This is a genomic window from Ideonella sp. (assembly GCF_044358605.1).
GTDB lineage: Bacteria > Pseudomonadota > Gammaproteobacteria > Burkholderiales > Burkholderiaceae_C > Ideonella.
In genome coordinates this window covers 1-18,990 of sequence record NZ_JBIKNQ010000011.1, presented here as the reverse complement: position 1 = coordinate 18,990, position 18,990 = coordinate 1, and the positions used below count along the sequence as shown (strand labels likewise).

Genomic DNA, 18,990 nt, shown 5'->3' with positions numbered 1-18,990 from the left:
TCACAACAAAGCAATGGCCGGACTGTAATAGGCCGCGACCAGCATCGCCACAGCGATGAGCAGCAACAAGCCCAGACGCACGGCATGCCGCGCCAACACCCGCACGCCCTCTCGGCGCTCAATGGGGCTGAGCCAATTCCAGAGGGCATAGGCCACAAGCAGGGCAACCATCAATATCAAAAGGTGTTTCATAGCGGTTTCAACCCTTCTCCACGCAACCCCACCAACAAGGCTTTGCCACTGGCGTCAACTCGGAACTCGCCAAAGCGCGCGGCTTCCCAGCGCTGGGCTTCACCTTCTTTGAAATAGAAGGCATCGGTCACCACGATCCAGCGTCCATTCTTGGGCACCAGTTGGATGGCGACCTCATCGGCGGCCAGGGGCTGGCCAAGGTCTGGGCCGATGGCGCTGAGGATGCCTTGGGCGTCGCGCTTGAAGCGCATGCGCGGGTGTTCGAAGTTGAAGGCTTCGCTGTCCATGTCCAGTTCGGGCGCATTGGCAGTGAAGCGGGGCATGAAGTTCAGCGTCATGTAGTCGCCCTGCATCAGCGAGCGCGGGTCGACGGGGGCGAGCGGCACAAACACGGCTTGGCCGTGGCGGATGAGCTGCTCTTTTTGCCAGATGCTGCCGTTGGCGGCCACCAGCGTCAGCAGCAGGCTCAGCGCAATGCCCCAATGGGCGCGGGGTGTGCGCTGAGCGGGGCTTGCCGCTGCAGCCTCCGGTGCCGGCGCCACATTGGCGCGCTGGCTGCGCAAGCCCCAGACGGCCAAGCCAGCCAGCACGGCGGCCGCCACCACCAGGGCTGCGGCTTTGGTGGCCAAGGGCCAGCTCAGGGCGTAATAGAAGGCGCCGATGATCCACACCGCCGCGACGGCTGCTGCTGCTGCCATGCGCCAACGCTGGCTGCCCACGCACAGGGCCAGCACCAGCAGGCAGGCGCCCAGGGTAGGCATCAGCCCGGCCAGCGCCGTGAGCACCAGCACCACACCACCGCACCAAGCTTGGCGCAAGGCGGGCCAGCGGGTGCTGAGCCAAGCCCCGCCCAGCAAAGCCAGCGCCGCAGAGACGGCATTGGAAACCCCCATGCGCAGCCAAGGTTCATGCAGGCCTTGGGCTTCACCGGCCAGGTCTTGTGCGGCGCCCGACCCGAGGCTGGCACCAACCAAAAAGGTCATGCCGGCCCACCAGGCCAAGCCGAGCAAGGTGGCCAAGAGCCAACCGCTGGCCACGGACTCGGCCCAGGCGGCGGCGCGGGCCTGTGACCCGGCGGGTGGGCGGTGCAGCAAGGCTGCGGCGAGGGCCAGCACGGCGGCCAGCAGCAGGTGCAGGGTCAGCCAGGGGGACACACTGGCCCGGCCGTGCTCCCAACCGAACTGGCCCACCAGCGCAAAGCCGCCCGCCGCCGCCGCTGCGGCACCCAGCAAGGCGCGCAGCCAAGTTTGGGGCAGCATGGCAGAGAGCGCCAAGAGCAGAGGGCACAGCGCCGTGGCGGCGCCCTGGGCACGCAGCCCATCGCCCAACATCCAGGCGATCAGGCCCATGCCGGTCATCAAACCAGGGATGGCCAGTTGCTCTACAAAGAGGGGGACAGCCTTGGAGCGCAGCACAACAACAGACCCTGCGGTCAGCAAGGCGCCCATGAGCCCGGCCGAGCTGCTGTGCCGGAAGGCATCCTCCAACAAAAATCCCACCACGATGAGCAACGGCACGGCCGCCAGCCAGGCGCCCAAAGCGGTGAGCAGCACCACGGGCCAGGGGCGGCTGTCGGTGTTGATGGGCTCGATGGTGTCGGGCAGCAGGCCTTGGGCCTGGGCTGCTGCGATGGCGCTTTGCAGTCGATCGGTGCTCATGCGGTGGCTCCGGAAGTGGCGGCATGGCGGCGGTTGCAGCGCAGGATGATGGAAACCGTCCCGGCCAGCAGGCCTGCCGCGCAGATGCCCAGCAGGAACATGGAGCCCAGCCAATCGTTGCTGGAGCCGCTGAAGAGGGCCTCGCCCAGGCCAAAGACCAACAACACATTCAGGCCCAGGGCGGCCACACTGAGGGCAAACACGTCAAAGAAGCGCGCTTGGGTCAGCAGCACTGCGGCGCCACCCAACATCAGCAAGCCCATGGCGTAGAGGCCCGTAGACTCGCGGCTGAACAAGCTGCCCAAGCCCGTCACGGTGAGCGTCAGGGTGGCCAAGGTCAGCCCCAGGCGCCAGCCCCAGGTTCCCGCCCCCGTCCAGCGCTGAAAGCTAGGGCTCAAAGCGGCACTCAGGCCCAAGGCCATGGCCCAGGCGGCCAAGTGCACACCCATGTCGGTACGCTCCACACGCCAGCTGTGGTCGGTGTGCGCATGCACCCACAGCGAGATGGCGGTCATCACCACCAGCGCCCAGGGCGTCCAGGCCACGTCGCTGCGGGTGCCCAGGCACAGCGGCAGCGTCAAGGCCGCCCACACGGCAAAGAGCTGCCAGGGGTCGGCGCCGGTTTGGTAGGTCTGCCCGAAGTAGGCAAACAGGCCGCCCGTGGCCAGCAAGGCCAGCAGGCTCAGCGGTGCCCGCCAAGCGGGGCGCAGCCAGGCGCCCAGGCTCATCACCAGGATCACGCCCTCCAGCAGCGCAAACCGGCCAAAACGCCCCAGGGTGTCCCAGTTGGCGGCCAGCCAGAGGATCAGCCCAAAGCCGCCCAGCGCGGCCGCCAGCACGGCGACGCCCTGGGCTAGGCGCGGGTGCAAGCCTGCGGGGGTCTGCTGCAAACCCGCCGCTTCGGCCAGGCGCGCGGCGCCCTCGGCACTCAGGCCGTGGCGCGCACTCAGCTCATACAAGGCCAATTTCAAGTCCATCCCCAACTCCTTTTGACGTGTCAGGCATGGTAGCCCGCAGCCTGCGGTGCCCTGGCTGCGGAGTTGGGGATGGCCGAGGGGCAAGCCCGTTCGTCGCGCCAGGCGGTACTTCGCGCAAGGTGGCTTGCAGTTCGTCGGCCTCCAAGGCATCTGGCCCCTCAAAAGCCCCCAATCGTCACGCTTGGCTGCCAAATGCGTCGCGCTTCACCTACAGTCCGGAGCCTTAAGCCTAGCTTCAGGCGTGGCGGTCTGCGTGTTGTGGCCGTCCAAAAGAGTTCAGAGGAGATAACCCTATGCCTGCGTCCCTATTCACCCCCGTTCTGTCTGCACAGCGCACCGTCTTGGCCTTGGCGACCTTGATGCTGCTCGGCGGCCTTGTCGCTTGCGGGGGCGGCGGCAAGGAAGGCCCGGCGGCGGCATCGGCGGCTTCGGCAGCAGCTAAGGCCCCGGTGCAGTTGCTGGTGTCCCCTGAAGACATCTTGACGGTGGGCCAAGCCGGTGCGGCCGGCCGAGGCGCCTTGATCACTGGCGCCATCGTCCCCGAAAAGCGGGCGGATGTGCGGGCGGAGATGGGCGCCGTGGTGCAGCAGGTGCTCAAAGAAAACGGCGACACCGTGCGGCGCGGTGACGTGCTGGTTAAGCTGGATGAATCGACCGTGCGTGACAGCCTGAATGCGGCTGAAGAGTCTCTGCGCGCAGCCACCCTGTCGTTTGAGCAAAGCGAGCGTCAACTGCAGCGGGTCAAGTCACTCCAGTCGCAAGGCATGGTCTCGCAGCAGGCGGCTGAAGACGCCGAAGTGCGCCGCAACAATGCCAACAGCGATGTGCTCGCCGCCAAAGCTCGGGTGGTGAATGCCCGCCAGCAATTGCAGCGTACCGAGGTGCGCGCACCCTTTGATGGTGTGGTGGTGGAGCGCAAGGTCTCGGTGGGCGACACCGTGCAGGTGGGGCGTGAACTGCTCAAGGTGATGGACCCGCGCACCTTGCGCCTGGAGGGCCGCGTGTCGGCGGACCAGTTGCGAGAGGTCCGCATCGGCCAGACCGTGCGCTTCAGCCTGAACGGCTATGGTGCACAGCGCTTTGAGGGCCGGGTGCAGCGCGTGGATGCTGTGGCCAATGCCAGCACCCGCCAAGTGGAGGTGGTGGTGGCCCTGGTGGGCGAGGCACCCACGGTGGCGGGCCTGTTTGCTGAAGGCGAGGTGCTGACCCAAACCGAAGCGGCCCAGGGCAAGCTGGTGCTACCCCAAGGGGCTGTGCAGCCGATGGGCGCCAAGTCGGTGGTGTGGCGCTTGGGGGCAGACAACAAGCTGCAGCGGGTAGAAGTCACCTTGGGCGAGTTGGATGCACGCCATGGCTGGTGGCCGGTGAAGTCGGGCGTGCAAGCGGGTGACCGCCTGCTGCGCAATCCGACGGCGTCTTTGAGCCCTGGCCAGTCCTTCCGTTTGGGCGGTGCTGGCGCTGCGGTGGTGAGCGCTATTGCCTCAGGTGCAACAGCCGTTGCACCGTCGGCGTCTGCCGCCTCGGCGAAGTAAGGACGGCTCGCCATGTTCTTATCCAACTTCAGTGTCAAGAAGCCGATCGCCACGATCGTGCTCATCATTTCCTTGATGGCGCTGGGCCTGCTGGCCCTCTCCAAGCTCAAGGTCAACCAAAACCCAGACGTTGCGCCGCCTGTGCTGGTGGTGCTGGTGGCTTACCCCGGTGCTTCGCCTGAGTCGGTGGAGCGCGAGATCGTCAATCGTCTGGAGAAGTCTTTCCAGACCATCCCCGGCGTGGATGAGGTCAATTCCACGGCCAGAGAAGGCAACGCCGAGCTGGTGCTGCAGTTCCAGTTTGGCAAGAACATGATTGAGGCAGGCGACGAAGTGCGCAATGCCATCGCCTCGGTGCGGCACAAGCTGCCCACCGAGATGCGCGAGCCCAATATGTTCCGCTACCAGATGTCGGACGAGCCCATCGTGCAGGTGGCGGTTTCTTCCTCTTCACAGAACCATGCCCAGCTCTCGCGCTTTGCGGAAGACCAGTTGGCAGACCGCTTCCGCGCCATCAAGGGCGTGTCGTCGGTGGAAGTGGGCGGCGCGCTCAAGCGCGAGCTGTCGGTGCTGCTGCATGCGGGCAAGCTGCGGGAGTTTGGAGTTTCGGTGACCGAGGTGGTCAACGCACTGCGCACGCAAAACACCACCGCACCGGTGGGCAAGGTGAAAGGCCCGCTGGAAGACCAAAGCATTCGCTTGGTGGGCCGCGTCGAGAGCCCGGCCGAGTTTGAGCAGATCGTGGTGCGCCGCAGTGGTGACCAGCTCATCCGCCTGGGCCAAGTGGCCACCGTGCAAGACGGCTTTGCCGAGCGCTCCAGCCTGTCTTATCGCAATGGCGGCCCCAACGTGGCCATCTTCATCAAGCGCGCCCGAGATGCCTCGACCGTGACAGTGGCCAGCGAGGTGCGCAAAGAGGTGGAGGAGATCCGCAAGACGCTGCCCACGGGCACCACCTTGGAGATCACCCGAGACGGCGGCAAAGAGGCCGAGAACAGCCTCTACAACGTGATTCACGCTCTGGTGTTCGGGGCGGGCCTGACCATCTTTGTGGTCTATGCCTTCCTCAACTCTTGGCGTTCCACCCTCATCACTGCACTCTCGCTGCCGACTTCGGTGTTGGCCGCCTTTATTGCGGTGTGGTTGTGTGGCTTCACCCTCAACTTCATGAGCCTGCTGGGCTTGTCGCTCGCCATTGGCGTGTTGATTGACGACGCCATCGTGGTGCGCGAGAACATTGTTCGGCACATGGAGATGGGCACCGACCGGCTCAACGCGGCACTCAAAGGCACGGCCGAGATTGGCATGGCGGTGACGGCTACCACACTGTCCATCGTGGCGGTGTTTGTGCCGGTGGCCTTCATGGGTGGCGGTGCGGGCGAGTGGTTCCGCCCCTTCGGCTTGACCGTGGTGGCGTCTGTCTTGGTGAGCTTGCTGATCAGCTTTACCCTGGACCCCATGCTCTCGGCCTATTGGGGTGACCCTCCCGGCCATCACCACGCGCCTAAGCGTGGCATCTCCTTGGTGTTGAAGCGCTTCAACGATTGGTTTGACAGGCAGGCTGATGCTTATGGGAATGTGATTGCTTGGGCCCTGCACCATCGCCGCTGGATGGGCTTCTTTGCCATCTTGAGCTTTGTGGCCGCCATTGGCCTGCAAGCCAAGTTTGGGGGCACCAGCTTCTTGCCCAGCGGCGACTGGGGGACGATCGCCATTGAGGTGCGCACGCCCGCCAGCTCCAGCCTGGAGTACGCCCGCTTGAAGATGGAAGCCGCCGCAGCCGTGGCGCGCCAGATCCCCGAGACCAAAGCCACCAACAGCTGGATCAACCCCACCGGTGGCCGTATCTATGTCGAGATTGGCAAGAGCACCGAGCGCAAGCGTTCTGGCGAGGACATTGCCCAAGAGCTGCGAGAGCGCGTGAAGCAATTGGTCGGGGCCGAGTATGTGGTGCTGGAGGACCTGAACAACGGGGCCCAAAAGCCTGTGCAGGTGCGCTTTACTGGCCCGGACTCGCGCAAGCTGGTCGAGATCACCAGCGACTTCATGGACAAGCTGCGCAAGGTGCCCGGCGCGGTGGATGTGGGCTTGTCCCAGCAAGACCCGCAGTCGGAGTTGCAGATTGAGTTGAACCGCAGCTTGGCCAATGCCATGGGCATCTCGGTCGGCGACGCCGCCAGTGCGCTGCGGGTGGCCTTTGCCGGGGTGGAAGTGGGTGACTGGGTCGACCCCCAAGGCGAAACCCGCGATGTGGCCGTGCGCCTGCACCCGTCTGAGCGGGTGGACGCCTCGAACATCGAGCGCTTGCCCATCAGCGTCAGTGGCACCGGCCAGCAAGTGCCGCTGGAGCAGATCGCCAACATCAGCACCGGCAAGGGGCCGGCGCGCATTCAGCACCAAGACGGCAAGCGGGTGATCACCGTGTCAGCCAACGCCCAAGGCCGCTCGCCGGGCGAGGTCACCGAGGCCGCCTTGAAGCTGGCCAAGAGCATGACCTTCCCCGAGGGCTATGGTATTGAACTGGGCGGTGCGTCCAAAGACCAGCAAGAGGTGTTCAGCGAAATGGGCATCGCCCTGGTCTCGGGTATTGCGCTGATGTACTTCATTTTGGTGATGCAGTTCGGCAGCTTCACCGCTCCGCTGGGTGTGATGCTCTCGCAGCCGCTGTCCCTCATCGGGGTGGTGCTGGCGCTGCTGATGACCAAAGGTACGCTGAACTTGATGAGCTTCATCGGCATCATCTTCTTGGCGGGCCTGGTGGCCAAGAACGCGATTTTGCTGCTGGATGCCGCGCGCCAAGAAGAGGCCAAAGGCGTGCCCCGCGAGGAGGCGCTGATGCACGCCGGGCGCAAGCGCTCCGCCCCATTTTGATGACCACTTTTGCCCTGGTGGCCGGCATGCTGCCGGTGGCGATTGGGGTGGGCGAGGGCGGCGAGTTCTATCGCCCCATGGCGGCGGCTGTGATCGGCGGCACCATCACCTCGACCTTCCTGACGCTGCTGATGGTGCCCAGCTTCTACGACAGCATCGAGATCTCGCGCGACCGCATGGCGGCCAAGTACCGCCGCCGCAGCGCGCGCCGAGGCGGGGCTTTTGTGGCCTTCATCCAAACCTTCATCGAGGCGATCTTGACCCTGCTGCTGGTGCGCTTTGTGTGGCGCTGCTTGGTGTGGGTGTTCAACCGCCTGCGGGGCCAGCGTTTGGCGGCGTGATGCTAGCCTGATCATCTCTGATGACAACAAGCCCTCCACTGTGAGGGCTTGTTTTCTTCTGGGTGAGCCTTGCCCTTGAGCTCTGCTGAACAGGTATTCCACCAGCGGAAACAGGCCTTCCGGAAATGGGACACTGGGCGCATGAACAAATTCACAGCGCTTGATGACATGGCGCTCTTTGTGGCCGTGGCCAAGGCCGGCAGCTTGAACCGGGCGAGTACCCAAACAGGTGTGCCGCTGGCCACACTGTCTCGCCGCTTGGCGCAGATGGAGCAGCGCCTGGGCGTGCGCCTGTTTGAACGCACTGCGCGCAGCCTCAACCTCACGCCACCGGCGCAGCGGTTTTTAGAGCGCTGTGAGCCTGTGGTGGCCCAAGCCCTGTTGGCCGAAGAAGCGCTGCGCGAAACGGCCGAGCTGCCCTTGGGCCATGTGCGGGTGACCATGCCGGTGGACTTTGGGCAGTTCTGGATCGCGCCCTTGGTACCGGAGTTTCTCAGCCGCTTTCCCGGCATCAGCCTGGACTTGGACTTGTCGGCCCAGGTGGTTGATTTGCGTGCCGAGGGCTTTGACGTGGCGCTGCGCTTAGGCACCGTGCGTGGCGAGCAACTGGTGGCCCGGCGCTTGGGCAGCTTGGGCATGGCGCTGTTCGCAGCCCCGGCCTATTTGGCACGGGCCAGCAAGCTGAAGCACCCGAGTGATTTGGCTCGACATTCAGCCTTGGTCTTGGGCAGTGCCCAAGGGGCCACGCGCTGGCGCTTGAGCCAGGCCAAGGAGGTGGTGGACGTTCAGGTGCGCGGCGCGCTGGGGCTGAACAACATTGGCATGGTGCAACGCCTGGCCGAGCAAGGCTTGGGGGTGGCCATGCTGCCGCCACTGCAGGTGCGCGACAGCCTTCAGTCCGGGCGTTTGGAGCCGGTGCTGCCGGCCTGGAAGGCACCCAGCTTGCCCGTGCAAGCGGTCACCACCACTCGCTTGGTGTCTGCGGCGGTGCGTGCCTGGCTGGACTTCCTGGCTCAGCGCCTGTCGCTGGATTGAACCGCTGCTTTTGGCCTGTGGCGGGCTTGGCACGCCTTGGGCAGAACCGAGCCGCAACTCAGCAGTTTGTCAAGCGAGGCACGGGCGCTGTGGTCTCTTCACGGTGTCGCGGCTCCCCGCACACTGGAGCTTTCTGCTCTCAGAGGTTGTCCCCATGTTTCTTCGTCGTTCGTTGACTGCTCTGGTTCTTGGCATGAGTGCTACTGCCTTTGCGCAAAGCCCAGCCCCCACCGCTGCACAACGCGCCTTGATCGACCTGCATTACAGCGCCTATGGCGTGGCAGGTGACGCCGCCAAGATCTTTGCGCAAACCACCACACCGGACTTCCAATCCTGCGGAGCCAACGGCAGCGACTGCCAAGGCCGCGAGCCCTTGGCGGGCCAGTTGGGGGGTATCAAGCAAGGCTTGCCCGACATGAAGTGGGAGGTGTTGGAAGTGATCGCTGCCGGTGACCGCCTCATCGTGCGCGGCCAGGGCTCAGGCACCCCGGCCGGCCCCTTCTTCGGCGTCCCTCACACCGGCCGCAGCTTCAAGGTCATGTCCATCGACATCCACACCCTGCGCGACGGCAAGATCGCCTACACCCACCATTTGGAAGACTGGGCGGGGGCCATCCGCCAACTCAGCGGCCAAAGCGGCCACTGAGTCGCGGCTCTAACGCAGGTGGTGAGAAGGCGCCGGCTTGTAGACCGGCGTTGGCAAGCCTTCCATGCGGGCCTTGAGCTGCAGCGCTAGGAATTGTGAGTAGTGGCGCGACTGGTGCAGGTTGCCGCCGTGGATCCACAGGTTCTGCACGGGCGTGGGCTTCCACATATTGCGCAGCTCGCCCTCCCAGGGGCCGGGGTCTTTGGTGGTGTTGGAGCCCAGGCCCCAGCACTTGCCCACGCGGTCTGCCACCTCGGGTGAGACCAGATCGGCCAACCAGTTGTTCATGGAGCCGTAGCCTGTGGCATAGACCAGTAGGTCGGCCGGCAACTCGCTGCCATCGGTCAGGGTGACGGAGCGCGGGTTGATGCGCTCAATGCCCACCCGGCTCTTGAGCTTGATGCTGCCATTGGCCACCAGCTCGGACGCGCCCACGTCGATGTAGTAGCCCGAGCCGCGCCGCAGGTACTTCATGAACAGGCCCGAGCCGTCTTCGCCAAAGTCGAGCATGAAGCCTGCTTTTTCCAGGCGGGCGTACAGGTCGGCATCGCGCTTTTTCATCTCCTCGTACACGGGGATGTGGAAGGTGTGCATGATCTTGTAGGGCACCGAGGCGAAGATCAGGTCCGCCTTGTCGGTGCTCACGCCATTGGCCAGTGCCTGCTCAGAGTACAGCCCGCCCAAGGCCAACTCCATCAGCGAGGCGGATGGCGCAATGTGGGTGGACGAGCGCTGCACCATGGTCACGTCGGCACCGTTTTCCCAGAGGTCGGCGCAGATGTCGTGGGCCGAGTTGTTGGCCCCCAGCACCACCACCTTCTTGCCCCGCCAAGCGTCGCCGCCCGGATGCTTGCTGGAGTGGTGTTGCTGCCCTTCAAAGGTCTCGGCGCCGGTGATCTTGGGCACCTGCGCATAGCCCGACACCCCCAGCGCAAACACCAGTTGGCGCGGGCGCAGGGTGACGGCTTGGCCGTCGCGCATCACGCGCACGTCCCAGCGCTGGGCCTGCTCATCCCAGTGGGCTTTTTCTGCCACGGTCGAGCTCCAATAGTTCAGCTCCATGACCTTGGTGTACATCTCCAGCCAATCGCCGATCTTGTCCTTAGGGCAGAACACGGGCCAGTCGTCTGGGAAGGGCATGTAAGGCAGGTGGTCGTACCAGACCGGGTCGTGCAGGCACAGGCTCTTGTAGCGGTTGCGCCAGCTGTCGCCTGCGCGCGGGTTCTTCTCAATGATGATCGTCGGCACCCCCAAACGGCGCAGCCGTGCGCCCAGGCCGATGCCGCCTTGGCCGCCACCGATGATCACCACTTCGGGCTGCTCGGTGTAACCCAGCGTGGCCTGCTCATGTTGACGTTTCTCGGCCCAGGTCTCGCGGCCTTTGTGCACGCCATGCTCGGCGCCCATGATGCGGCGTGGGCCTTTCTTTTCTTCAAAGCCTTTCAACTCGGTCATGCTGGTCAGCAGCGTCCAGGCGCCACCGTCCTTGAGCCGCACCAGGCCGCGACCTCGGGCCTGTGCGGTCTCAAAGGTGAACCAGGCTTCGGTCACGCCCTCAGCCGTGCTTGCCTCGCCCTCCAGCTGAAAGTGGCTGGGCCGAACATCGGCCAAGCGCGCTGCCAGCATGGCGGCAATGGCGTCATGGCCTTCTTCGGTGCGAAGGTTCCAGGTAAAGCTGACCAGGTCACGCCAGTAGCACTCGGCGTTGAACAAGGGCAGGGCGGCGCGGGCGTCTCCGGTGGCCAACGCGGCTTCAAAGCGTTGCAGCCAATCTCGGGCCAGAACGGATGCTGAATCACTCATGGGGCTTGTCTCCTTGGGATGAATGGCCCTCTGCCACCATCGCGGCTTCAGGGTCCAGTCCTGTCATGGCAAGCGCCGTGCCCGCTCTGCGGGTGAGCCTTCCAGATGGCTAAGTGGTTGATTTGAGAGGCGGCGGGCCGTGCCGCTGGCGCGCTCAACCGGGGTGACACCTGTCACTGTGTCGCGGCAAGGGTGACAGCTGTCACCGTGTGCGGTGGCCTGACCCTAAGCCCCAGCGGGCCATGCGGCGGTACAGGGTCATGCGGGCACAGCCCAGGTCGCGGGCCACGGCTGAGACGTTCCACTGCGCTCTGTGCAGGCGGTCCAGCAGGTCCTGCGCGTCGGCGGGCAGCGCGGCCAGCGCAGCGGTGGGCGCCGGGCTTCGCAGCGGCGCGCGGTGCAAGGCTGTGCGTGGCAGTTGCAGACTGTCCGGCAGGTCGCTGGCTTGCAGGGTGTCGCCGTCGCCCACCGAGCGGGCATAGGCCAAGGCATTGGCCAGCTCGCGCAGATTGCCGGGCCAGGCATGGGCTTGCAGGCAGGCCAGGGCTTCGGGCGTCACGGAGGGGGCGGACGTGCCGCCTGGTCGCAACAAGCGCTGCACCAGCCAGGGCAGGTCTTGTCGCTCGCGCAGCGGGGGCAGCACAAAGTGCGCGCCATTGAGCCGGTAGTAGAGGTCGTCGCGAAAGCGGCCTTCGCGCACCAGGGCTTCCAGGGGGCAATGCGTGGCGGCAATCACCCGCAGCTTGACGGGGATGGGCCGTGTAGCACCGATGGGCAGCACCTCGTGTTCGGCCAGTACCCGCAGCAAGCGGGCTTGTAGCGCATGGGGCATGTCGCCAATCTCGTCCAAAAACAGCGTGCCGCCATCGGCCTCTTGGATCAGGCCGCGCTTGCCCTTGCTGCCTGCGCCGGAGAAGCTGCCGGGCAGGTGGCCGAACAATTCGCTCTCGATCAGGGTGTCGGGAATAGCCGCGCAGTTCACCGCCACAAAGGGGCCGCTGCGGCGCTCGCTGCTCTGGTGCAAGGCCTTGGCAAAGTACTCCTTGCCTGAGCCGGTTTCGCCCGTCACCAGCAGGCTGATCGGGGAGTTGACCAGCTTGGCGGCGCGCTGCAACTGGCGCTCCAGCAGCGGGTCGCCGCCTGACAGCGCGGCCAGTGGCTCGGGGATGCCCGGAGCGCCCTGGGCCTGGGGCGCCGCAGCCGCCCCCGGGGGCGGAGAGGCGAGCATGAACAGCAAGGCTTTGCCGGCCACCAGGCGGATGGCGCGTTGGTCCACAGCGCGGGTGGCCATGAAGCGGTGCAGCTCGGCCAAGGGCGCTTCAAACAGGCGCTCAAACGGCTGGCCCAGCAGGCGGCTTCTGGCGGTCGGGCCGCTGCTGGCACCGCCACCGAGCAAGGGCTCCAGCAAGCGTTGCGCGCGGTGGTTGTGGCCGACCACGCAGCCCCGTTCGTCCAGGGCCAGCAGATACTCGGGGTTGACGTCCAAAAACTGCGGCGCGCCCGACAGGCGCAGCACCCAATCCCGCCGGTGACGCAGCACAAAGGCGGCGTTCTCGATGTGGTGGGCGTACACCTGCACCAGCTGCAAGGCGAGGCTTTGGCTGGCCTTGGGCAAGGTGGAGCTGAGTTGAGAGATGTCCAGCACGCCGCGCAACTCGCCCGTCGGGCTCCAGACCGGGGCGGCCGTACAGGTCAGCGGAATGTGGGTGGCGTCGAAATGGTCGTCTAGGTGCACCGTCAGGGCTTGGCCCGTGGACAGGCAGGTGCCCACCCCACAGGTGCCCGCCAGATGCTCGCTCCAGTCGGCACCCATATATAGGCCAGCCCGGCGCAGATCGGGCTCCAGCACCTGGTCGCCAATGAAGTCCACTGTCACGCCCCGGTCATCCGTCAGCAGCACGGCGTAGCCCATGCCCGCGACTTGTTGGTAAAGCGTCTCCAGACCATGGCGCGCGATGTGCAGAAAGGCCTCCATCTGGTCTTGGTGCTCTCGCAGGCGGGCCTGCGGCAGGATCACCGCCTCCTGCATGCGGGTCGGGTCCAGCCGGTGCTGGTGGACACAGCGCTGCCAAGAGGCGCGGATGATGGCGTCATGCCCTTGTGCCGTGGTGGCGGCCAGGCCCTGCTCGGCCACCTGCATCACGGTGGCCATGTGGCTGCGCTGTTGGGCACGCAAGGTGGGGTGGTCGATGGGCATGAGGCGGGCTGCTAGGGCTCCGCATCTTGGGCGCTGTGGGCAGCCCTCCGCCAGCTAGGGGCATCCCTTAGCCCTTTGGGGCTGACCTTGTTCCCAACGCAACTCGGCCTGCGCTTGACGCATCACCGACACCCCGCCCGTCAGGGCGAGGGCGGCCATGCCAACGGCCACCACCAAGTCGGGCCAAGCTTGGCCCGTCAGTACCACCAGCGCGGCGGCCACCAAGACCGCCACATTGCCAATCGCATCATTGCGCGTGCACAGCCACACGGCCCGCATATTGGCGTCCCCCTCGCGGAAGGCATAGAGCATGACGGCCACACTGAGGTTGGCCGCCAGCGCCAGAGCCCCCACCAGACCCATGCTGATGGCCTGGGGCGTGCCGCCCTGCCGCCACTGCCAGCCCGCCACCGCCAGCACGCCCAGGCCATAAAGGCTCATGCTCAGGCCCTTGAGCCAGGCCGTGCGCGCACGCCACACAGCGGCCACCCCCAAGGCCCACAGCGAGACGCCATAGTTGGCCGCATCGCCCAAAAAGTCCGCCGCATCCGCCAGCAAGGACACCGAGCCGGTCAAGCGGCTGCTGACGATCTCTACCAGCGCCATGCCTGCGTTAATCAGCAGCGCCGCCCACAGCACCCGCCGATAGCGGGGTGAGCTGGTGGCCGCAGGGGCATGGTCGTGGTCACAGCAATGGCCGCTCATGAAGCTCTCCAAAGGGTTGATGCCTGCATTGGAAACCTTGAAGCCGCTGCAAGGTCAAGCGTGAGTTTGCCCGTAGCATGGGGCGATGAAGATCAGCGACCTGGCCCGTGCCACCGACACGCCCACCGAGACCATTCGTTACTACGAGCGCGAAGGCCTGTTGCCGGCGCCTGCGCGGGGCGACAACAACTACCGGCGCTACAGCACGGTGCATTTGCAGCGCTTGCAGGTCATCCGCCGCAGCCGCGCGCTGGGGCTGAGCCTGGACGAGGTGCGGGCGCTGCTGCAGGTGATGGATGAGCCGGGTGCCTCTTGCGACAGCGTCAGCCAGTTGGTCGACGCGCACCTGGGCCATGTGGCTGAACGCTTGCGTGAACTGCAGGCGCTGCAGCTGCAACTGCAAGCCTTGCAGGCTCGCTGCCACCAAACCGGGCCGGCTCAGGCTTGCGGCATCTTGCGCGAGCTGTGGGCAGACGGCGGCCCGACGGGCGCGGCGCTGCAGGTACACGGGCCGCGCGAGTGAGAGGGATGAGGTGTTTCACGCTGCCATGGTGCGGGCCTGGAGGGGGCCTGCCAGCGGGCTGGGGGGCTGGGGTTTTCTAAGCGTGACTGATTGGTATTTTATTTAAACCACACAGTTCACAAGGAGAACTTTGTAGTTCATACTGCGTTCCGTGACTTCGCCATTCGGGTGAAGTCTCCGGCGGTGAAGCCACGATTCGTGGCGCTTCTGCTGCTCTGACATTCCCCTACCAACTGAGAGACACCATGAAGAAACTGATCATTGCTGCCGCCCTGTGCGCCTCTGCCGTGGCCGCCCAAGCCAAGGACATCGTTGACACCGCCGTCGCTGCCGGCTCCTTCAAGACACTGGCCACCGCGCTGCAAGCCGCCGGCCTGGTGGACACGCTCAAGGGCAAGGGCCCGTTCACGGTGTTTGCGCCCACCGATGAAGCCTTCGCCAAAATCCCCAAGGCTGACCTGGACGCCCTGCTCAAGGACAAGGCCAAGCTGACCGCCGTGCTGACCTACCACGTGGTCAGCGGCAAGGTGATGGCCAAGGACGTCAAGGCTGGCAAGGTCAAGACCGTGCAAGGCGGTGAGTTGACCCTGGCGACCACCGGTGGTGTCACCGTCAACGGCGCCAAGGTGGTGACCGCCGATGTGGTGGCCGACAACGGCGTGATCCACGTGATCGACACCGTGGTGCTGCCGAAGTAATTCGGCCCGCATGCAGGCAGGCTGTGGGGGGGGCTTCTGCCCCTCGGCCTGCGCTGCAAGAGCGCTGGTGTCAGCGCTCGATCTTGGTCAGGCTGCGAAGCGCCGCCACCCCGATGGGCGGCGTGGCCTGCCAAGCGATGACATGGGTATGCGCTGCCAAGCGTGTGCTCACGCGCAGCAGTTGGGCGCGCTCCCCGGCCAGCCGCTGCAGCAGCATGGGGTGGCGGCTGCCCGAGGCCAAGAGGCTGCGGTTGACCACCCAGGCCGACGGCTCGATCTGCGCGCGGCGCAGGTCTTCTTGCAGCGCGGCCGCCTCCGAGACCGGTGTGGTCTCGGGCAAGGTCACCAGCACCATGTGTGTGTAGGTCGGGTCTTGCAGACGCGTCAGCGGCGTCTTGAAATGCTGGCGCTGGCTGTCCGGCAATCCTGCCACCACCTGGCGGTGGTAGGCGCCCGTGGCGTCCATCAACAGCAGGGTGTGGCCGGTGGGTGCGGTATCCAGCACCACAAAGGCGCTACGGGCTTCAGCTACCGTGCGAGAGAAGGCGTGAAACACCGCCACCTCTTCCGTGCAGGGCGAGCGCAGGTCTTCCAGCATCAGCGCTTGTTGCTCGGGGCTCAGGCCAATGGCGCGGGTGGCCATCATCTTGTCGATATAACGTTGGGTTTCAAGCACCGGGTCGATGCGGTCGACCTCCAGCCCGGGTACATCCGCACCGAGTGTGGCCGTCAAATGAGCGGCTGGATCGGTGGTGCTCAGGTGCACGCTCTTGCCCCGGTCGGCCAAGGCCACCGCCAGTGCGGCCGCCACCGTGGTTTTGCCCACGCCGCCCTTGCCCATCACCATCACCAAGGCATGCTCTTGTTGGGCCAAGCGGTCGACCAAGTCGCGCAAGCTTTCGGTGCCATGCACGGGCTCAAGCGCCACGCTGGCCTGCGGCGGCAGCGGTGCATCGGCTTGCAGCAAGGCCCGCAGGGCGGGCAGGCCCACCATGTCAAAGGGCTTGAGCGCCAGGTCGTCGCGCGGCAAGGTCTTCAGGGCGTCGGGCATGTGAGCCAGGGCTTGGGCTTGCTGCGTTTGCAGGGCTGCGGCCACGGCGTCCCCTTGCGTGTCGGCCATGAAGCGGCCGTTCACGGCCAGCCACAAATGGCCCAAGCCCAAGGCCTGCAATTCATGCTGGGTGCGCGCGGCTTCTTTGAGCGCGGAGACATCGGCGCGTGTCACCAACACAAGGCGGGTGCGCTCGGGGTTGGCCAGCGCTTGCATGGCCGCCCTAAAGCGCGCCTCTTGCATCTTCAGGCCGGAGTGCGGCCCTAGGCAGGAGGCGCCACGGTCATTGCCCTCCAGAAAACCGCTCCAGGCCTTGGGCAGGCTCAGCAGGCGCAGGGTATGGCCGGTGGGCGCGGTGTCAAAGACGATGTGGTCGTAGGCAGGCAGCGGGTCAGCCAGCAAGGCCACGAACTCATCAAACGCCGCAATCTCGGTGGTGCAGGCGCCCGAGAGTTGCTCGCGCACGGTGTGGCGCTCTTCCAGTGTGCTGCGCTCGGACATCTGCCCCAGCACTCGGTCGCGATAGGCTTCGGCTGCCCGTTCGGGGTCGATATTCAGAGCCCACAAGGTGGCCACACCGGGCACGGCCTGGGGCTTGGCCTGCAGCGGCAGCCTCAGCATTTCATCCAGGTTGGAGGCCGGGTCAGTGCTGACAATCAACACCCGTCGCCCAGCATCCGCCAGCGCAATCGCACTGGCACAAGCCAGCGAGGTCTTGCCCACGCCGCCCTTGCCGGTGAAGAACAAAAAGCGCGGTGGCCGCTGCAGCAAGCCCAGGGTCGTGGAGGTGCTCATCTGCCCATTGTGCGAGCGATGTGGCGGCGGCGTCTGTGCGCTGGCGCAAGCGCCGATGGGCCTTGGGGCTCATCTACCCCAGGCGTCGCCAATGCATGACCCAATCATGCTCCCAGGTCTGGCCGCCATCGGCGGAGTAGACCTGGCGCCAGCGGCACTGGTCGGGGCCAATGTGGTCCCAGATGCCCATGGAGTGCATCAGCTTGCCGTTGTCTTCATAGGTGCTGGTGAACAGACCCACGCCCTGCTCAAAGCTGCCGAATTGACCGGGGGTGGTCAGCACGCCGCTCTTTGCATTGACCCAGTGGTCTGACCACTGGCGCTTCTCGACATCCAGCATGCGCAAGCCCATGCCACTGAAATCGCGAGCAGGGATCAGCAACTCTTCGACGCTGCCAATGCCGCCCAGGATGCTGATGCAGCGGGCCTCGCCGTCGAAGCGGTCCCACCCGGTGCTGCGTCGCTTCAGGTTGCGGATGCGCCAGTGGCCGTCCAGAAAGGCGAAGTCGCCGGGCTGGCCAGGCGTGGGCGTGGTGGGCCGTGCGGGCACCGGGCTGAAGCGCGGTGTGTCGGCGTTGATCATGTCATCGTCAAGCATGGTCGGTAGGGGCTCCTTCAAATCGGAGGCGGCGCGGGCCAGGTGCGAAGCCGCCAAGGTGGCAGAGGCTGCGATCAGGCAGTCACGTCGGGTCAGCGTCATGGCAGCAGCGTCTAGGGTGGTGGGTAGAAGGCCAATCAAAGTTGAATGATGGGCCTTTAAAGTTGACATCGAATGTCATCTAATCGAGCTCATGCGTTCCAGTCGATTGCTGTCCATCTTGCTGAGGCTCCAGTGGCGGGGGCGCTGCACTGCGGCCGACTTGGCGGCAGAGTTTGAGGTCGCCGTCAGAACCATCTATCGCGACCTGGACGCACTCAGTGCGGCGGGCGTGCCTGTGCATGCCGAGCGCGGCCGTGGAGGTGGCATCGTGTTGGCAGCGGGCTGGCGCACCACCTTGACAGGCCTGACCGACCAAGAAGCCAGAAGCCTCCCTATGGCGGGTTTGGCCAGCGCCATGCGCGACGTGGGTTGGGGTGTCGAAGCCGCTGATGTGCAGCTCAAGCTCTTGGCCAGTTTGCCGCCGCATGCAGCCGCCAATGCGGGTCGCGTTGCCGAGCGCTTTCATGTCGATCCTCTGCCGTGGTACCACCAGCCCGAAGCGCTGCCGCTGTTGCCTGAACTGGCGCAGGCCGTCTGGGAGGCGCGCCGCGTCCGCGTGGTCTACGAGAGCTGGGTCGAGCGCCAAGAGCGCACGCTCTCGCCCCTGGGCTTGGTGCTCAAAGGGGGGCTGTGGTACTTGGTGGCCTGTGCCGACGGCCGCGCCAAAGCCGGGGCGGTGCGCACCTATCGAGTCAGCAGCATTGTGAGTCTGCGCGTGCTGGCCGCCGCAGCTCAGCGCCCCGCAGCCTTTTCGCTGGCGGCGCATTGGCCCGCTTCGGTGGCTGAGTTCGAAGCTCGCCTCATGTCGGGCCGCGCCACCGTGCGCCTCTCACCCGAGGGCTTGGAGATCTTGCGGGCCACCCAGCCGGCAGCGGCGGCCTGGGCCTTGCGTACCGCCGTACCCTTGCAAGGCGGGCAGAAAACGCCTGGGTGGATCACCGCAGAGCTACCCACGGAAAGTGAAGCCTATGCAGCGCGGCAACTCTTGCGCTTGGGCACCGAGGTCGAGGTGCTGGCACCAGCCTCTTTGCGGGCTGCCGTGGCCCAAGAGGCGGCTGAGGTGGCCCGTCTGCACCGTGCCGTCAAGGGCCGGTCAAAGCCCTGAGCGGCCACTAGGGTCTGTTGACATATAAATCCTGCCCGCGCAGGAGTGTCCAAGGGCGCTGGAGTAGGCGCAATCCGCAGCCCGGGCTGGTGCCCGGGCAAGGAGAGCAACACCCGCCAGCGCCCTTGGACGCCCTGCCCTACGGGTGAGTCCTACAGGCC

General features: G+C 65.7%; 14 protein-coding genes and 1 pseudogene. 7 read left to right on the top strand and 8 right to left on the bottom strand.

Annotation, left to right across the window (positions count from 1 at the left end; translation table 11 throughout):
- The 3 genes from ACIQ3Q_RS05860 to ACIQ3Q_RS05850 are packed head-to-tail and all read right to left on the bottom strand — an operon-like array spanning position 1 to position 2,827.
- Positions 1-171 carry a hypothetical protein gene (locus tag ACIQ3Q_RS05860; protein ID WP_396268075.1) on the bottom strand — a complete coding sequence of 57 codons (171 nt, stop codon included), beginning with the start codon at positions 169-171 and terminating at the stop codon, positions 1-3.
- 17 nt (positions 172-188) lie between these two features.
- Positions 189-1,850 (bottom strand): GDYXXLXY domain-containing protein, encoded by a 1,662-nt coding sequence (locus ACIQ3Q_RS05855; protein ID WP_396268074.1) that lies wholly within the window; start codon positions 1,848-1,850, stop codon positions 189-191.
- Entirely contained in the window at positions 1,847-2,827 is a 981-nt protein-coding gene (locus ACIQ3Q_RS05850) for a DUF2157 domain-containing protein (RefSeq protein ID WP_396268073.1), read from the bottom strand. The genes ACIQ3Q_RS05855 and ACIQ3Q_RS05850 overlap by 4 nt, the downstream gene beginning before the upstream one ends.
- 293 nt (positions 2,828-3,120) lie before the next feature.
- Between ACIQ3Q_RS05850 and ACIQ3Q_RS05845 the strand changes: the two genes are divergently transcribed.
- From ACIQ3Q_RS05845 to ACIQ3Q_RS05830, 4 genes and pseudogenes are all read left to right on the top strand, one after another.
- On the top strand, positions 3,121-4,359 hold the full coding sequence (locus tag ACIQ3Q_RS05845) for an efflux RND transporter periplasmic adaptor subunit (RefSeq protein ID WP_396268072.1): 1,239 nt from the start codon (positions 3,121-3,123) through the stop codon (positions 4,357-4,359).
- Between the two features lie 12 nt (positions 4,360-4,371).
- Positions 4,372-7,571 (top strand): annotated as a pseudogene (locus ACIQ3Q_RS05840) (efflux RND transporter permease subunit).
- Between the two features lie 141 nt (positions 7,572-7,712).
- Complete coding sequence (locus ACIQ3Q_RS05835; protein WP_396268071.1) at positions 7,713-8,606, top strand: LysR family transcriptional regulator; 894 nt, start codon at positions 7,713-7,715, stop codon at positions 8,604-8,606.
- A 193-nt stretch (positions 8,607-8,799) separates the two neighbouring features.
- Positions 8,800-9,252: an ester cyclase gene (locus ACIQ3Q_RS05830; RefSeq protein WP_396268070.1), complete on the top strand. Its 453-nt coding sequence runs from the start codon at positions 8,800-8,802 to the stop codon at positions 9,250-9,252.
- 9 nt (positions 9,253-9,261) lie between these two features.
- On the opposite strand, the gene ACIQ3Q_RS05825 is transcribed toward ACIQ3Q_RS05830, so the two are convergent.
- The 3 genes from ACIQ3Q_RS05825 to ACIQ3Q_RS05815 form a co-directional block, all read right to left on the bottom strand.
- Positions 9,262-11,055, bottom strand: coding sequence for an NAD(P)-binding domain-containing protein (locus tag ACIQ3Q_RS05825; RefSeq protein WP_396268069.1), 1,794 nt, complete (start codon positions 11,053-11,055; stop codon positions 9,262-9,264).
- A gap of 202 nt (positions 11,056-11,257) precedes the next feature.
- Positions 11,258-13,252, bottom strand: coding sequence for a sigma-54-dependent Fis family transcriptional regulator (locus tag ACIQ3Q_RS05820; protein WP_396268068.1), 1,995 nt, complete (start codon positions 13,250-13,252; stop codon positions 11,258-11,260).
- Positions 13,253-13,306: 54 nt separating this feature from the next.
- Positions 13,307-13,957: a cation transporter gene (locus ACIQ3Q_RS05815; protein WP_396268067.1), complete on the bottom strand. Its 651-nt coding sequence runs from the start codon at positions 13,955-13,957 to the stop codon at positions 13,307-13,309.
- 85 nt (positions 13,958-14,042) lie between these two features.
- Here ACIQ3Q_RS05815 and ACIQ3Q_RS05810 point away from each other — a divergent pair, with 85 nt between their 5' ends.
- Both ACIQ3Q_RS05810 and ACIQ3Q_RS05805 read left to right on the top strand, forming a co-directional pair.
- Positions 14,043-14,480: a MerR family transcriptional regulator gene (locus tag ACIQ3Q_RS05810; RefSeq protein WP_396268066.1), complete on the top strand. Its 438-nt coding sequence runs from the start codon at positions 14,043-14,045 to the stop codon at positions 14,478-14,480.
- Positions 14,481-14,725: 245 nt separating this feature from the next.
- Positions 14,726-15,178 carry a fasciclin domain-containing protein gene (locus ACIQ3Q_RS05805; protein WP_396268065.1) on the top strand — a complete coding sequence of 151 codons (453 nt, stop codon included), beginning with the start codon at positions 14,726-14,728 and terminating at the stop codon, positions 15,176-15,178.
- 70 nt (positions 15,179-15,248) lie between these two features.
- Here ACIQ3Q_RS05805 and arsA read toward each other — a convergent pair whose 3' ends face one another.
- Both arsA and ACIQ3Q_RS05795 read right to left on the bottom strand, forming a co-directional pair.
- Entirely contained in the window at positions 15,249-17,024 is a 1,776-nt protein-coding gene (arsA, locus tag ACIQ3Q_RS05800) for an arsenical pump-driving ATPase (RefSeq protein WP_396268064.1), read from the bottom strand.
- Between the two features lie 73 nt (positions 17,025-17,097).
- Complete coding sequence (locus tag ACIQ3Q_RS05795) at positions 17,098-17,724, bottom strand: hypothetical protein (protein WP_396268063.1); 627 nt, start codon at positions 17,722-17,724, stop codon at positions 17,098-17,100.
- 91 nt (positions 17,725-17,815) lie between these two features.
- Between ACIQ3Q_RS05795 and ACIQ3Q_RS05790 the strand changes: the two genes are divergently transcribed.
- Positions 17,816-18,829: a helix-turn-helix transcriptional regulator gene (locus tag ACIQ3Q_RS05790; RefSeq protein ID WP_396268062.1), complete on the top strand. Its 1,014-nt coding sequence runs from the start codon at positions 17,816-17,818 to the stop codon at positions 18,827-18,829.
- Positions 18,830-18,990 lie beyond the last annotated feature (161 nt).

What these genes read in the sequence shown, in the direction of transcription:
- ACIQ3Q_RS05860 (WP_396268075.1), bottom strand. Translation starts at nt 171, where the DNA reads ATGGTTGCCCTGCTTGTGGCCTATGCCCTCTGGAATTGGCTCAGCCCC.
- ACIQ3Q_RS05855 (WP_396268074.1), bottom strand. Translation starts at nt 1,850, where the DNA reads ATGAGCACCGATCGACTGCAAAGCGCCATCGCAGCAGCCCAGGCCCAA.
- ACIQ3Q_RS05850 (WP_396268073.1), bottom strand. Translation starts at nt 2,827, where the DNA reads ATGGACTTGAAATTGGCCTTGTATGAGCTGAGTGCGCGCCACGGCCTG.
- ACIQ3Q_RS05845 (WP_396268072.1), top strand. Translation starts at nt 3,121, where the DNA reads ATGCCTGCGTCCCTATTCACCCCCGTTCTGTCTGCACAGCGCACCGTC.
- ACIQ3Q_RS05835 (WP_396268071.1), top strand. Translation starts at nt 7,713, where the DNA reads ATGAACAAATTCACAGCGCTTGATGACATGGCGCTCTTTGTGGCCGTG.
- ACIQ3Q_RS05830 (WP_396268070.1), top strand. Translation starts at nt 8,800, where the DNA reads ATGAGTGCTACTGCCTTTGCGCAAAGCCCAGCCCCCACCGCTGCACAA.
- ACIQ3Q_RS05825 (WP_396268069.1), bottom strand. Translation starts at nt 11,055, where the DNA reads ATGAGTGATTCAGCATCCGTTCTGGCCCGAGATTGGCTGCAACGCTTT.
- ACIQ3Q_RS05820 (WP_396268068.1), bottom strand. Translation starts at nt 13,252, where the DNA reads ATGCCCATCGACCACCCCACCTTGCGTGCCCAACAGCGCAGCCACATG.
- ACIQ3Q_RS05815 (WP_396268067.1), bottom strand. Translation starts at nt 13,957, where the DNA reads ATGAGCGGCCATTGCTGTGACCACGACCATGCCCCTGCGGCCACCAGC.
- ACIQ3Q_RS05810 (WP_396268066.1), top strand. Translation starts at nt 14,043, where the DNA reads ATGAAGATCAGCGACCTGGCCCGTGCCACCGACACGCCCACCGAGACC.
- ACIQ3Q_RS05805 (WP_396268065.1), top strand. Translation starts at nt 14,726, where the DNA reads ATGAAGAAACTGATCATTGCTGCCGCCCTGTGCGCCTCTGCCGTGGCC.
- arsA (WP_396268064.1), bottom strand. Translation starts at nt 17,024, where the DNA reads ATGAGCACCTCCACGACCCTGGGCTTGCTGCAGCGGCCACCGCGCTTT.
- ACIQ3Q_RS05795 (WP_396268063.1), bottom strand. Translation starts at nt 17,724, where the DNA reads ATGACGCTGACCCGACGTGACTGCCTGATCGCAGCCTCTGCCACCTTG.
- ACIQ3Q_RS05790 (WP_396268062.1), top strand. Translation starts at nt 17,816, where the DNA reads ATGCGTTCCAGTCGATTGCTGTCCATCTTGCTGAGGCTCCAGTGGCGG.